A 15,724-nucleotide genomic window follows, 5' to 3' on the forward strand; every position below is an offset into this window, starting at 1 on the left:
AAAATACCAAACCGGCAACAAGCGTTTTTACATCTATAGTAAGACAATTAATTTTTCCCAATGGTTTAGAGATTTTTTAAAGAAAGCTTGATGATAGCTTCGACAGTAGCTTCAGGATTATTAGACAATATTTTTTTAACAACTTTTTCAGATTGCTTTCGGGTATAACCCAAGGTTTCTAAAGCAGATAACGCTTCTTCTTTATGGGTATTGCGTTGAGGTGTTAAAATTTTGTTTACATCTGCTTCGCCTAAATCTGAAATTTTATCTTTTAAATCTATGATAACACGCTGTGCAGTTTTTGCTCCGATTCCTTTTACACTTTTAATTTCTTCTACATTTTCTGAATGAATAGCACTCATTACCTGATCTGGTGAAAGTGAAGAAAGCATAGTTCTTGCGGTACTAGCGCCAATTCCTGAAACAGAAATCAATTTTTTAAACAAACTGCGCTCTAATTTATCTGCAAAACCAAAAAGTGTTTGAGCATCTTCACGAACTTGCAAATAGGTATAAATAAAAATGTTTTCCTGATCTGGAATTTGAGAAAAAGTATGTAAAGAAATGTTAAGGAAATAACCTACACCATTACATTCCACTACAAGATCTGTAGGGTTTTTTTCTACTAATTTTCCGCTTAAATGAGCAATCATACGTTAACCAAAAGTTAAAGGCTCAAATGTAGGAAAATTATCAAGATAGAAAAACTTTCATTTTGGAGTTTAACAACTTAATTTAAAGCGCTAATGCCATTTCCTTTTTCTTATTCTTTTCTTGAGCATCTACAACCGCAACAGCCGTCATATTCACCATTTCTTCTACGCTTGCACCAAGTTGTAAAACATGTGCAGGTTTATCTAAGCCCATCATTATTGGCCCAATAGAATCGGTTTTATTTAATTCTTTAATTAATTTATATGTACTATTTGCAGAATCGAGATTGGGATAAATTAACGTATTTACTTTTCTTCCTGCTAATTTAGAAAATGGAAATTTACCTTGAAGCATTTGTTTATTCAACGCAAAATCTACCTGTAATTCTCCATCTACTAATAAATCTGGACTTTTTTCATGAAGAATTTCCACCGCATCTTTTACTTTTCGAGCGCTTACATCTTTAGAGGAACCAAAATTTGCATACGAAATCATACCAATTACCGGTTCGACACCAAACATTCTAACGGTATGTGCTGTCATTTGTGCAATTCTCGCCAAATCTTTTGCATCTGGATTTATGTTTATGGAAGTATCACTAATAAATAAAGGTCCGCGAGAAGTATTCATTAAATTTGTGGCTGCAATTCTAGAAACACCTTTAGCAACTCCAATAATATCTAACATTGGCCTTACAACGGTTGGATAAGCTCTTGAATAACCCGAAATTAATGCATCTGCATCACCTTCTTTTACCATCATTGCTGCAAAATAATTTCTTTCTCTTACTAATTTTAAAGCTTCATATAGAGTAATCCCGCTTCTGGAGCGTGCCTTCCAAAATTTTTCAGCATAAATTTCAACTTGTTCTTTTTGTTCATCAGATTTTGGGTCAATTATAGAAATTCCTTTATCATCAAAATCGATTTCTTTCATCAATTCTAAAATAACTTCTTTTCTTCCTAACAAAATAGGAATCGCAATTCCTTCATCATTAGCGATCTGAGCCGCTTTTATTACATCAAGATGATCTGCTTCAGCAAAAACCACTCGTTTCGGACTGGTTTTCGCACGATTTAACAACAGACGCGTAATTTTATTGTCGCTTCCCATTCGCTCATATAATTCATCTTCATAACGTTTCCAATCTAAAATTGGTTCTTTTGCAACACCACTATCCATAGCTGCTTTTGCAACAGCTGGCGGAACTTCAGTTAATAAACGAGAATCGAACGGTTTAGGAATAATATAATCTTTTCCGAAGTTTAATTTTGTTTCGCCATACGCGATATTTACTTGCTCCGGAACGGGTTCTTTTGCTAAATTGGCCAGTGCTTTTACCGCCGCCATTTTCATTTCTTCATTAATTTTAGTAGCACGAACGTCTAACGCGCCTCTAAAAATAAAAGGAAAACCTAATACGTTATTTACTTGATTTGGGTTATCGCTTCTACCGGTCGCCATAATTACATCGGCACGGGTTTTAACCGCCAATTCGTATTCAATTTCAGGATTTGGATTTGCCATTGCGAAAACAATGGGGTTTTCATTCATCGTTTTTAACATTTCCGGACTTAAAATATTTCCTACGGAAAGTCCTAAAAAAACATCAGCTCCTATTATAGCTTCAGCAATCGAATCGTATTTTTTATCTACTGCAAATTTTTTCTGAAGTGGCGATAAATCGGTTCGATCGTTATGCAAAACCCCGTTTATATCGAACATTATGATATTTTCTTTTTTAATACCTAGCAACAAATAAAGTTTTGCACAAGCTATTGCAGCAGAACCTGCTCCGGAAACGACTAATTTGACCTCTTCAATTTTCTTGTCCGCTAATTCTAAAGCATTTAACAAGGCTGCTGAAGAAATTATTGCCGTTCCGTGTTGATCGTCATGCATTACCGGAATATCAAGCTCTTCTTTTAAGCGACGTTCAATTTCAAAAGCTTCTGGGGCTTTTATATCTTCTAAATTAATTCCGCCAAAAGTTGGGGCAATATTTTTTACCGTTTCTACAAACGCATCAATATCTTTTGTATCGACCTCAATATCGAAAACATCGATATCAGCAAAAATTTTAAATAACAGCGCCTTTCCTTCCATTACCGGTTTTGAAGCTTCGGGACCAATATCTCCTAAGCCTAAAACCGCTGTTCCGTTAGAAATAACAGCCACCAAATTTCCTTTAGTGGTATATTTGTAACTATTGTTTTTATCTTTTGCAATTTCTAAACATGGCTCTGCTACACCTGGGGAATAGGCTAGAGCTAAATCACGTTGCGTTGAATATTTTTTTGTGGGAATAACTTCAATTTTACCCGGCTTTGGTTTTGCATGGTAAACCAATGCTTCTCTTCTTTTGCGCTCGTTATTCATAAATTTTAGTTTTGAGGTCTAACAAAGGTAACATGGAAGTTTTTAGGGAAAAAACTTAGTTTTTTAAAAAGTCGATATTTCTTTTAAGACCGGAAAATTTTGTTCGTTTTACTGCAGATTTTTTAAAAATTTTACCAAAGGTTTCTTTGGTTAATTCTTCCCAATCCCGTTTCGTCATACTTAATAAATCGGGATGGGGATTAAATAAAGGTTCATTATGCGGTTTTGAAAAACGATTCCAAGGGCAAACATCTTGGCAAATATCGCAACCGAACATCCAATCTTGAAATTTTCCTTGTTCGTTTTTCGGGATTTCATTTTTCAATTCAATAGTATAGTAAGAAATGCATTTACTGCCATCTACTTTATAGGGTTCATAAATTGCATCGGTCGGGCAAGCATCAATGCAAGCCGTACAACTTCCGCAATGGTCGGTAACCGGCGTGTCGTATTCTAAATCGAGATCGATAATTAATTCTGCGATAAAGAAAAACGAACCTGTTTTTTTTGACAATAGGTTTGAATTTTTACCCATCCAACCTAAACCGCTTTTTGCCGCCCACGCTTTGTCGAGTACGGGGGCAGAATCTACAAAAACACGTCCACCGACTTCACCTATTTCTTCTCGAATTTGTTCTAAAAACACTTTGAGTTTCTCTTTTAAAACAAAATGATAATCTCTTCCGTAGGCATATTTACTAATTTTATAGCTATCGTCACGTTGCGTTTCAGAAGGAAAATAATTAAACAATAAAGAGACAACACTTTTTGCACCTTCAACTAATTTTGTGGGATCTAAACGCTTATCGAAATGATTTTCCATATAGCGCATTTCTCCATTTCTATTTTCTTTTAGCCATTGTTCTAATCGCGGCGCTTCTTCTTCTAGGAATTCTGCTTTACTAATTCCACAAGACAAAAAACCGAGGCGCTTGGCTTCGGCTTTAATAAATTGCGTATTTTTTTCCTTAATTGTCATCATAAAAAGTTAGAATAAACCGCCTTGTGAATGAGGTCTGGTTTTTCCTAAATGTTTATAAGCAGCTTCGGTAACTTCTCTACCGCGTGGAGTTCTTATAATAAAACCTTGCTGAATTAAAAAAGGTTCGTAAACTTCTTCAATGGTTTCGGCGCTTTCACTTACGGCGGTGGCAAGCGTGGTAATTCCTACCGGACCGCCTTTAAATTTATCAATAATGGTAACAAGAATTTTATTATCCATTTCATCAAGGCCATTTACATCAACATTCAAAGCTTTGAGTCCGAATTTTGAAATTTCAATGTCTATTTTTCCGTTTCCTTTAATTTGTGCGAAATCACGAATTCGTCGCAAAAGCGCATTGGCAATTCTGGGTGTACCGCGACTTCTTCCGGCAATTTCAATAGCAGCTTCTAGCGTAATAGGCATTTTAAGAATCTCGGCACTTCGCTGAATAATATCTGATAATAATTCAGTTGAATAATACTGCAGCCTACTAGAAATTCCAAAACGTGCGCGCATTGGAGCTGTAAGTAAACCGGAACGCGTTGTGGCGCCCACTAATGTAAATTGATTTAAATCGATTTGAACCGTTCGCGCATTCGGACCCGTTTCAATCATTATATCAATTTTGAAATCTTCCATTGCCGAATACAAATATTCTTCAATTACAGGACTTAACCGATGGATTTCATCAATAAATAGTACGTCACGATCTTCAAGATTCGTTAACAATCCTGCTAGATCTCCCGGTTTATCTAATACAGGTCCTGAAGTTACTTTTATTCCGGCATTTAATTCATTCGCTAAAATATGGGCCAAAGTAGTTTTACCTAAACCCGGCGGACCGTGAAATAAAGTATGATCTAAAGCTTCGCCTCTTAAATTCGCTGCTTTTACAAAAATTTGCAAATTTTCCAATACTTGATCCTGTCCTGCAAAATCATCAAACGAAAGCGGCCTTAAAGCTCTTTCTACCTCATATTCTTCTGGGGAAAAGTTTTCTCCTGTAGGATCTAAGTTTTCATTCATAAAAGCAAAGATAAAGAAAAAGCCTTTTCTGAATACAGAAAAGGCTTTTGATATAAACTGAAGTTTTTAATTCTTAGTGATTTAATTCTTCTTCTCCTTCTTGTAAAGGAATATTTTGCGGAATAAAGTCTTGACCGGCAATTACATAATCGGTTTCATCTTCATTTAACTTACTGTAATCATAAGACCAACGATATACTGAAGGAATTGCTCCAGGCCAATTTCCATGAATATGCTCTACAGGAGTTGTCCACTCTAATGTATTTGATTTCCAAGGATTTTGAGTTGCTTTCTTTCCGTAGAAAATAGAGCTTATAAAATTGTAAATAAATACTAATTGTACTAATGCTGTAATAATCGCGAACACCGTAATTAAAACGTTTACATCCGCTAAATCATCGAAATAAGGGAAATTAGTATTGGTATAATAACGTCTTGGTAAACCTGCCATTCCTATAAAATGCATTGGGAAAAATACGCCATAAGCACCAATTGCAGTTACCCAGAAGTGGATATAACCTAAGTTTTTATTCATCATTCTTCCAAACATTTTTGGGAACCAATGGTAAACCCCTGCAAATAAACCGTACAGTGCAGAAATACCCATTACTAAGTGGAAGTGAGCAATTACAAAATAGGTATCGTGAACATTAATATCTAAAGTACTATCTCCTAAGATAATTCCTGTTAAACCACCGGTAATAAAAGTTGAAACCAGACCAATGGAAAATAACATTCCCGGATTCATTTGTAGATTACCTTTCCAGAGCGTTGTAATATAGTTAAAAGCTTTTACCGCTGAAGGAATAGCAATTAATAAGGTAGTAAAAGTAAATACAGAACCTAAGAAAGGATTCATACCTGATACGAACATATGGTGACCCCAAACAATTGTCGATAAAAACGCAATTGCTAAAATAGAAGCAACCATCGCACGATAACCGAAAATTGGTTTTCTAGAGTTTGTAGCAATTACTTCAGAAGTAATTCCTAATGCAGGAAGTAAAACGATATAAACTTCAGGGTGACCTAAAAACCAGAATAAATGTTCAAATAATACCGGTGAACCTCCTTGGTGAGCTAATACTTCACCTTTTATATAAATATCGCTTAAGAAGAAAGAAGTACCAAAACTTCTATCCATAATAAGCATTAAAGCTGCCGATAAAAGTACAGGGAAAGAAACAACCCCAATTACTGCGGTAATAAATAAAGCCCAAATTGTTAATGGAAGTCTTGTCATAGACATTCCTTTAGTACGTAAATTTATTACGGTTACTATATAGTTAAGCGATCCTATTAAAGACTGCGCAATAAATATTGCCATAGAAACTAACCACAATGTCATCCCTGTTCCGGAACCTGGAATAGCTTCAGGTAAAGCACTTAATGGTGGATAGATAGTCCAACCCGCAGAAGCAGGACCTGATTCTACAAATAATGAGCTTAACATAATTACACTTGATATAAAAAACAGCCAGTAAGAAACCATGTTTAGGAATCCTGACGCCATATCTCGTGCACCAATTTGCAACGGAATTAATAAGTTACTAAATGTACCACTTAAACCTGCGGTAAGTACAAAGAAAACCATAATGGTACCGTGAATGGTAACTAATGCTAAATAAGCATCTGGATTCATTACACCATCGGCTGCATATTTCTCTCCTAAGAAAAATTCAAATATTTTAAAGGACTCTTCGGGCCAAGCTAATTGTATTCTGAATAATACAGACATTAAAATACCAATAGTTCCCATCACTAAACCTGTAATCAAGAACTGTTTAGCAATCATTTTATGATCTTGGCTAAAGATGTATTTCGTGACAAAGGTTTCTTTATGATGATGTCCGTGATCATCGTGTCCGTGATGATCTTGAGCTACTGTTGCATTTGCTATTGCTGACATATCTTAACTATATATTACTTTAAACTTATTGTATGTTATTTTTTCTCTTCTTGTTTTGCCATAGTGGTTCCAAAGGCCTCTTGCTCTTCCATCCACTTATTAAAATCTTCTTCAGATTCTACTACAATTTTCATCTGCATATTGTAGTGAGAAACTCCGCAAATTTTATTACAAAGCAAGTAATATTCAAAATCGTAGGGCTCTAAAGCCAAATCTCCTTGCGCTACTAATTCCTTACTACGCTCTTTTCTTATTTCATTAATTTCTTGAACCTTCTCTACCATATAGTCACTATTTCTCATTTCTTCTGAAGTAATAGTTGGCGTAAAGCTGAACTGAGTAATCATACCTGGAACAACATTCATTTGTGCTCTAAAGAATGGAAAATATGCAGAGTGAAGTACATCTTGCGAACGGAATTTAAATAATACTTGTTTATCTACCGGCAAGTGAAGTTCGCTAGCAATTTTATCATCTTTTGCATAGCTATCACTTTTGTCAACTCCTAATGTATTTACACCTTCAATAAAACGAACATTGGCTTTTCCTAACGTATTATCTTCTCCTGAATACCTAACTTTCCAACCGAATTGATATGCGTAAATTTCAACTACCATCGCATCATTATCCTCTTCAACATTCATAATATCTGACCACGTAAATAGTCCGTAGATAATTAATCCTGCTAAAACGATAACCGGAATAATTGTCCAAATAAATTCTAGTTTATCATTATCTGCATAGAACAAAGCTTTCTTCCCTTTTTCTCCTTTGTATTTGTAAGCGAAAAAATATAACAGAAATTGGGTGATTAACTGAACTACCATGATTAACCCGATAGAGATAAACATTAATGTATCATAATCGTCCCCGTGAGCCGATGCTGCTTCAGGTAAATAAAACTTGGAATAGTTCCAGAAATTATAGAACATAAACACATAGAGGAAAATTACAAACCCCAACATTAAATATGCTTGTGTTTTGTTGTCCTTATCGTTAGCGATCTGTGAATTGTCTGTATTACTAGACTGGGATAGTTTTAAGATTTTTGACATCTGCCAAAAGGTTATCCCTAAAAGCGCTATAACTACAATGATTAAAAATACAGTCATTTTGATAATATCTTCTTTAAATAATTTATTTAATAATGGTAATTTTCACTCTCCTTCAGGAATGGATTATTTTCAATCTTAAGTGGTGCTCTTCCTAAACCGAATCCTACCGTTAGTAAAAACAGACCTAAGAAAAACAAGATTGCTGCAAATTCAGTAATTCCGAAAGACCCATGAGCTCCTACTGTAGATGGCATTACTAATAAGTAAACATCTATATAATGTCCTACTAAAATAAAACACCCAGCAATAACTACAAACCAAGGAATACGTTTAAAATCACTATTCATTAATATTAAGATCGGGAATACAAAGTTGATCACTAACATTCCGAAAAATAATAAATTGTATTCTTCCATTCTTAAAGTGAAATAGGTTACTTCCTCTGGGATATTTGCGTACCAAATCAACATAAATTGACCAAACCATAAGTAAGTCCAAAATATACTGAAACCAAACATGAATTTAGCAACATCGTGCAAATGACTATTATTTACAAATGGTAAATATCCAGCTTTCTTCAAAATTATAGTGGTGATTGCAATAACTGTTAAAGCTGAAACAATCATTGTAGCGAAAATATACCAAGCAAATAAAGTACTATACCAGTGCGGTGTCATTGACATAAACCAATCCCAAGCCATGGTAGATTCTGTAATGATAAAGAACAATAAGAATATAACTGAAAACTTGAAATTCTTTTTATAAGGACCGTAATTTGAAGCTGATGCTAAAGCTCTTGAGTTTCGCACAGCAAAAAATCTATATAAGTTCCAACCTAACACATAAATTATTGCTCTTATAACAAAAAATGGAAAATTTAAATATCCTGATTTCTCTTGTAAGATTTTATCTTCTGCTACCAATTCATGATTTTGCCAAGGGAAAAAATGTTCTCCTGCAAATAACACAATTAAAAGCACAATAATTGAACCTGGTAAAACGTAAGCTGTAATTCCTTCCATCACTCTAAATAAAACCGGAGACCAGCCTACTTGAGCAACATATTGTATAGCATAGAAAGCTAATACTCCTAAGGCAATCATTAAAAAGAAAAATGCAGCAATAAAAGTAGCAGACCAAGGTTTTGTTTGCAATTGATGTAACACGTGTTCTAAATGTTCATCTTCATGATTTTCGCCGTGGGCGGTTTCTTCAGCGTGAGAATTAGCTTCAGAAGCGTGTTCGCCGTGAGCAGCTGAATTCATTTCTGTAGAATGGTAAGTATTATTTTCTTCAGCGTGTGTATTTTCTGAAGATGAATGTCCTTCACCGTGGCCGCTATGTTCTGCAGCGAGAATTTCTTTTGCTTCGTCTATCGTAGACGGAGCGGTTATAAAACCGTACCCAATACCTAACGCACCTACTACGATTAGAATGATAGAAATTAATTTTACTTTACCAGATAGCTTGTACATATCTAAAAATATAATGCAGTTTAATCTTTTTATTTAGTTCTTTTTGGAAGTTTCTTCAGTTTTCATTTCTGATTCTGAATGCATTTCCATAGTAGAGTTTTCAGCTCCATTCGTGTGTAAGGAATCTTGCGCGTTATGATTTTCAACTTCAATATCTCTTAACACGATTCCTTTTTTCATACTTGATGGATTTTCCATATCAACCTTTTCGAATTCACGTTTAGGCTCTCCATTTAATTGACGCTTTAAATCCATTACATAATGGTCTATTTGCCAACGTTCAAATTCGTTTGTTTGCGATGCGTATGAACCCATAGTGTTTAAACCGTAGAACATTACGTGATATACGCTTCCTTCAGTAATTGCTCTTCCTGCATCATTATAAGCAGGAATACCTAAAATTTTCTCTCGCTGAGCAAGTGTCCCTTTTCCATCACCCTTATCTCCGTGGCAAATCGCACAGTAAATTGTATAAAGTTCTTTCCCTTTATTTAAATTGTCTTCAGTATACGGTAAAGGATTTTCTAAATTAGCTTTAGCATTTTCGTAGCCTTCATTGCTAGCCTCATATTCGTAAGGCATCCATCCTCTAGGAATTGTTCCTTCCACCGGAAGTTTTGCTTCTTGACCGTTTTCAAACACACCGGTGTTGTATTCTAAATAGGTTTCATAGCTAGCCGATTTATACATATTCGGAAAATATTGATAATTTCTATCATTTTCCTGAAAGCATGAAACTGCTATTAGAGAAACAGCGATTAATGTTATTATGCGAAATAAACTTTTCATGGATTTATTAATCTATTAATTTTACTTCAGAAGCTCCAGTATCTTTTATAAACTTAACTAAAGCTTCTTCATTATGGTTAGCAACTTCTACTTCAACACAAAAATGATCGTCTGTTGTTCGAGGATCTGGATTTTCTGCTTTCTTAAAAGGCCAAATTTTACTTCTCATATAAAAAGTTATAACCATTAAGTGAGCAGCAAAGAAAACCGTAAGCTCAAACATAATCGGAATAAATGTTGGCATATTATCAAAGAAAGAAAAGCTTGGTTTTCCTCCTATATTTTGAGGCCAATCTTGAATCATTATAAAGTTCATCATTAAAATGGCTACTGTTAAACCAGTTAACCCATATAAGAATGAAGTTATTGCTAATCTAGTAGGCGCTAAGCCCATTGCTTTATCTAAACCATGAATTGGAAAAGGTGAAAAAACTTCAGATACATAATAATTTTCACCGTTGATTTGCTTTACTGCTTGTAAAACTAAATCGTCATCATTATAGATAGCCTGAATAACCTTTGCTGCCATACTAGTTATTTTTAAGTTTTTGTGCTTGACCTTTGAAATCTTTTTCTTCTGCCACAGAAGCGTTAAAAGTCTCTATAATTAAACCTAGGTCTTTATAATCTCTACTTGTTAATTTACTTACTTGATCGAAGGTAAAAATACCTAACTCGTGGAGCTGTTCTTGTGTTAAAGGACCAATTCCATCAATTTTACCAAGATCATCTGCAGGTGTAGTTTTAGAATTGTATTTACCTACATTATCTAAAATTCTTTCTGCAGCAATACGTTTTTCTTCTGTATTCAGTAAAGCGTTTTCTTGAGAATTATCTTCTTCATTAGTATCAAAACTATCTTCTCCTTCATTTCTTTCAATATTAGCTTCGGGACCTCCGGAAGCAGGATATTGCTCAACTTCACTTAAATCATGATCATCTCCGTGTTCTTCTCTTAACCTTTTATACTTATCTCCAGAAGATTTCAAAATTGTTTTTACTTCAGCTTGCGCAATTACAGGGAATGTTCTAGCGTACAATAAAAATAATACAAAGAAGAAACCGATTGTTCCAATGAATGTTCCAATATCTATAAATGTTGGAGAGAACATTGCCCAAGAAGATGGCGTTCTACCTTTACTTAAACAAATTACGATAATATCGAAACGCTCAAACCACATTCCTATATTAATAACAAGTGCTACTAAGAATGTCCAAACAATATTTCTTCTTAATTTCTTAATCCAAAGTGTTAACGGCACAATAAAGTTACACGTAATTAGCGCCCAAAAAGCCCACCAATAAGGTCCGGTTGCGGCACCAAAAGATAAATATGTATAATTTTCATAAGAAATACCAGAATACCAACCTATAAAATATTCAGTAATATAAGCCACCGTTACAATTCCTCCTGTAAGAATTATTACTTTATTCATATATTCAATATGAAGAATTGTGATATAGTTTTCTAAATTGATAACCTTTCTCATAATAATAAGAAGGGTTTGTACCATTGCGAATCCTGAGAAAATAGCTCCGGCAACGAAATAAGGAGGGAAAATTGTCGAGTGCCATCCTGGAACCAAAGAAGTTGCGAAGTCAAAAGATACAATCGTATGTACAGAAAGTACTAATGGCGTCGCTAAACCTGCAAGTACAAGAGAAACTTCTTCAAAACGTTGCCAATCTTTTGCACGACCACTCCAACCGAAACTTAAAATGCTATATATTTTCTTCTGAAATGGTTTTGTAGCTCTATCACGAATCATTGCAAAATCTGGAAGTAAACCTGTCCACCAGAAAACTAATGATACAGATAAATACGTAGAAATTGCAAATACATCCCAAAGTAAAGGTGAGTTAAAGTTTACCCAAAGTGAACCGAATTGATTTGGAATTGGTAATACCCAATAAGCTAACCAAGGACGACCCATGTGAATAATTGGGAAAAGACCCGCTTGAACCACCGCGAAAATAGTCATCGCTTCTGCGGAACGGTTTACAGCCATTCTCCATTTTTGACGGAATAATAAAAGTACAGCAGAAATTAATGTTCCTGCGTGACCAATACCTACCCACCAAACAAAGTTGGTAATATCCCAAGCCCAACCAATGGTCTTGTTCAATCCCCAAGATCCAATTCCTGTAGAAACGGTATATATAATACAACCTAATCCCCATAAAAATGCTACTAAGGCAATAGAGAAAACAATCCACCAAGACTTGTTGGCTTTTCCTTCAACAGGAGCTGCAACATCTACAGTTACATCGTGGTAAGACTTTTCTCCAGTAACTAAAGGCTCTCTTATGGGTGCTTCGTAATGTGACGACATATTCTTAATTAATAATTGATTCTTTAACTAATTTTATAAATCTCCTGTGTTTTTTACTAAAGTTTGATACATCACATTAGGTTTTGTACCTGTGCTTTCTAATAAATGATACATTCGATCATCATTTTTCTTTTCAACTATTTCGGAGTTTTTATTATTAATATCACCAAAGGTCATTGCTCCTTGATCACAAGCGCGAGAACAAGCTGTAAAGAATTCATCATCTCCTACTTCTCTTCCTTCGCGTTTCGCATCAAGAATTGTTTTTTGCGTGATCTGAATACACATAGAGCATTTCTCCATAACCCCACGAGATCTTACTGTCACATCAGGATTAAGAACCATTCTTCCTAAGTCATTATTCATATGGTAATCAAACTCTTCGTTTTCGCTGTATAAGAACCAGTTAAAACGACGCACTTTATACGGACAGTTGTTTGCGCAATATCTTGTACCCACACATCTATTATATGCCATATGGTTTTGACCTTGACGTCCGTGAGAGGTTGCCGCAACTGGACAAACAGTTTCACAAGGTGCGTGGTTACAATGCTGACACATAACTGGCTGAAACGCAACTTCAGGATTATCATAAGAAGCATTTTCAACTTTATCATAGGTTTCAAAAGCTCCTAGATTCTCTAAATCTTCTTGTTCTTGCTTAAATGTATCAGAAGAAGAATAATAACGGTCTACGCGCAACCAGTGCATATCTCTAAACTTTCTTACTTCTTCTTTTCCTACGACAGGAACATTGTTTTCAGAATGACATGCGATAACACAAGCTCCACAACCTGTACAAGCATTTAAATCGATAGAAAGGTTAAAATGATGCCCTATACTTCTATCAAATTCATTCCAAAGACTAGCTTTTTCTTCTCTTACTGAAATTTCATTATGATCGTAATCTACTTCAGGAATAGGATTCCAATAATGTTTATCTTTTGTATTAAAAACCTCTAGTGTGGTTTCTTTAACGATATCGTCTCTACCTGCCATTGTGCTTTGTAACTGCACACAAGCAAATTCGTGAATTCCTTCAGCTTTTTCAATGGTTACTTTTTGAAGAGAACTGAAATTCTTATATAAAGGATAAGCATTTACCCCAACTTGCATTTCTTTTTGAACCGCTTCTTTTTTACCGTAACCTAATGCTAAACCAACAGCTCCTTTTGCTTGACCTGGTTGAATTAGAATCGGAACATTCTTAACTACCGTTTCACCAACTTTAAGGTTTACATAACTACCATTTAAAGCACCATTTGAAACTGTAGGATTTTCAAGTTCTAATTTATCAGCATCTGCTTTAGAAATTACCAAGTAATTATCCCACGAAACACGTGTTAATGGATCTGGAAATTCTTGCAACCAAGGATTATTCGCTTGTTGACCATCACCTAAGGATACTTTTGTATATAAAGTAAGCTCAAACTCACTTTCATTATCAGATTTTGTAAGATTATTAACTGCAGAAGAATAATTCGGAGTCGGCATCGCTCCCATTTCTCCTTCAGAAGCAGAACTTACAGGCGAAGAAGCCTCAAAAACTCCATCGTGTAATGCTTTATTCCAAGAAGTAACACTTCCAGACCAGGTTTCTTTAATATAATCTCTGTAATTATTTTCTGAACCTGTCCACTTTAAAAGCGTATCTTGAAATTGCCTCGTATCAAATAACGGACGAATAGTAGGCTGCATTAAACTAAAGTTGTTTTTAGTAAACTGCACATCTCCCCAACTTTCTAAATAATGAGGAGTAGCCGCGATATATTTACAAAGTTTAGCGGTTTCGTCTTTCTTCATTGAAAAAGCGACAGAAACATCAACTTTCTTCATTCCTTCTTTAAAATCTTCGGCATTTGGCAAACTAAACGCAGGGTTTGCACCGGCAATCAATAAAGCGCCAACGCTACCTGAATTCATATCTTTTACCAATTGCGCTACTTCTTTAGCATTTCCTTGACGAATAACTTTAGGATTATTCTTGTCCATTATTTGACTTCCTAAAGCTTCATTAATTTGCAAAACTAATAGTTGCGCATCTACATCTGTAATACCAGAAACTACAACTCCTTTTGAACCAGCTTTTCTTAATTGACGAACAGCTTTCACTACAGCATCATCTAAAGCAGGAGACAAACTATTTTTAGCACCACCTACAACATAATTGTAAATAGCAGCTAATACAGCTTTTTGCTGAGAAGGCTTTGCAGGAATTCTTTTGTCTGCTTTCGCTCCAGTTTGTGTCATATTTCCTTCAAACTGAATATGACGTGACATTTTCCCGTTTTTAGGAATACGACTTTTAGCATAACTAACGTCGTTTCCACCGGCTTGCCAATCTGCTAAGAAATCTGCTCCAACAGAAACAATGGTTTCAGCTTTTGAAAAATCATAATTTCCTAAAGCTCGCTCACCGTATTTCATCTGATAAGCATCTAAAGCAGTATCTTCAGAAACTGCATCGTAAACAATATGCTTTATATTGGAATATTTAGCTGAAAATTCTTTTATTAATTTAGTTGTAGATGGACTTGCCATAGTAGAAGTCAATAATACTTTTTGACCACCTGCATTCTGTAAAGCATTCCCAACTTGACGATCCAACTCTTCCCAAGAAACATCTTTTCCTTCAATTTGAGGACGCTTTAATCTTTTATTATCATATAGAGATAAAACTGAAGCGTGCACTCTCGCATTTGCACCAAGCGCAGCTTTAGACAGTTTATTACTTTCAATTTTAATTGGTCTTCCTTCTCTTGTCTTTACTAAAACACTAGCAAAATCAAAACCATCTGCCATTGTTGTAGCATAATAATTAGCTACACCAGGAACGATACGCTCTGGCTGAACTACGTAAGGAATTGTTTTTGTAACAGGTCCCTCACAAGCAGCTAAAGAAGCCGCTACAGTACTAAACCCAACAAATTTCAAAAAATCTCTTCTAGAAGTAGCTGAACTTTCTAGAGATTCTTTATCACCCAAAAATTCATCTGTAGGAATTTCCTCTACAAACTCATTCTGTCGAAGCTTCTCAACAACAGGGCTATTTTCGTTTAGCTCCTCAACACTCTTCCAGTATTTTTTGTTTGATGACATATATAAATAAAATTAGCTTC

General features: G+C 35.0%; 11 protein-coding genes. All 11 read right to left on the reverse strand.

The window, feature by feature from the left end; translation table 11 throughout:
* Positions 1 to 65: 65 nt before the first annotated feature.
* The 11 genes from ruvA to ACFFGL_RS07200 all read right to left on the reverse strand — a co-directional run bounded on the left by ruvA (position 66) and on the right by ACFFGL_RS07200 (position 15,704).
* The gene (gene ruvA / locus ACFFGL_RS07150; RefSeq protein ID WP_309727073.1) at positions 66 to 653 is read right to left on the reverse strand and encodes a Holliday junction branch migration protein RuvA; all 588 of its coding nucleotides are present in this window, start codon (positions 651 to 653) and stop codon (positions 66 to 68) included.
* An 82-nt stretch (positions 654 to 735) separates the two neighbouring features.
* Positions 736 to 3,033: an NADP-dependent malic enzyme gene (locus ACFFGL_RS07155; protein WP_309727072.1), complete on the reverse strand. Its 2,298-nt coding sequence runs from the start codon at positions 3,031 to 3,033 to the stop codon at positions 736 to 738.
* A gap of 55 nt (positions 3,034 to 3,088) precedes the next feature.
* Complete coding sequence (gene queG, locus ACFFGL_RS07160) at positions 3,089 to 4,012, reverse strand: tRNA epoxyqueuosine(34) reductase QueG (RefSeq protein WP_309727159.1); 924 nt, start codon at positions 4,010 to 4,012, stop codon at positions 3,089 to 3,091.
* 9 nt (positions 4,013 to 4,021) lie between these two features.
* Complete coding sequence (gene ruvB, locus ACFFGL_RS07165; protein WP_309727071.1) at positions 4,022 to 5,044, reverse strand: Holliday junction branch migration DNA helicase RuvB; 1,023 nt, start codon at positions 5,042 to 5,044, stop codon at positions 4,022 to 4,024.
* A gap of 73 nt (positions 5,045 to 5,117) precedes the next feature.
* Positions 5,118 to 6,953 (reverse strand): cytochrome c oxidase subunit I, encoded by a 1,836-nt coding sequence (locus ACFFGL_RS07170; RefSeq protein WP_309727070.1) that lies wholly within the window; start codon positions 6,951 to 6,953, stop codon positions 5,118 to 5,120.
* A gap of 35 nt (positions 6,954 to 6,988) precedes the next feature.
* Entirely contained in the window at positions 6,989 to 8,065 is a 1,077-nt protein-coding gene (locus tag ACFFGL_RS07175; RefSeq protein WP_309727069.1) for a cytochrome c oxidase subunit II, read from the reverse strand.
* Positions 8,066 to 8,094: 29 nt separating this feature from the next.
* Positions 8,095 to 9,483 (reverse strand): quinol:cytochrome C oxidoreductase, encoded by a 1,389-nt coding sequence (locus ACFFGL_RS07180; protein ID WP_309727068.1) that lies wholly within the window; start codon positions 9,481 to 9,483, stop codon positions 8,095 to 8,097.
* 33 nt (positions 9,484 to 9,516) lie between these two features.
* Positions 9,517 to 10,272, reverse strand: coding sequence for a c-type cytochrome (locus ACFFGL_RS07185; RefSeq protein WP_309727067.1), 756 nt, complete (start codon positions 10,270 to 10,272; stop codon positions 9,517 to 9,519).
* 7 nt (positions 10,273 to 10,279) lie between these two features.
* Positions 10,280 to 10,801: a DUF3341 domain-containing protein gene (locus tag ACFFGL_RS07190; RefSeq protein WP_309727066.1), complete on the reverse strand. Its 522-nt coding sequence runs from the start codon at positions 10,799 to 10,801 to the stop codon at positions 10,280 to 10,282.
* A gap of 1 nt (position 10,802) precedes the next feature.
* Positions 10,803 to 12,605, reverse strand: a complete 1,803-nt coding sequence (nrfD, locus tag ACFFGL_RS07195) for an NrfD/PsrC family molybdoenzyme membrane anchor subunit (protein ID WP_309727065.1) — start codon at positions 12,603 to 12,605, stop codon at positions 10,803 to 10,805.
* Positions 12,606 to 12,638: 33 nt separating this feature from the next.
* On the reverse strand, positions 12,639 to 15,704 hold the full coding sequence (locus ACFFGL_RS07200; protein WP_309727064.1) for a TAT-variant-translocated molybdopterin oxidoreductase: 3,066 nt from the start codon (positions 15,702 to 15,704) through the stop codon (positions 12,639 to 12,641).
* Between the last annotated feature and the right edge of the window lie 20 nt (positions 15,705 to 15,724).

It is taken from the genome of Mesonia maritima (genome assembly GCF_042433895.1).
Classification (GTDB): Bacteria; Bacteroidota; Bacteroidia; order Flavobacteriales; family Flavobacteriaceae; genus Mesonia; species Mesonia maritima.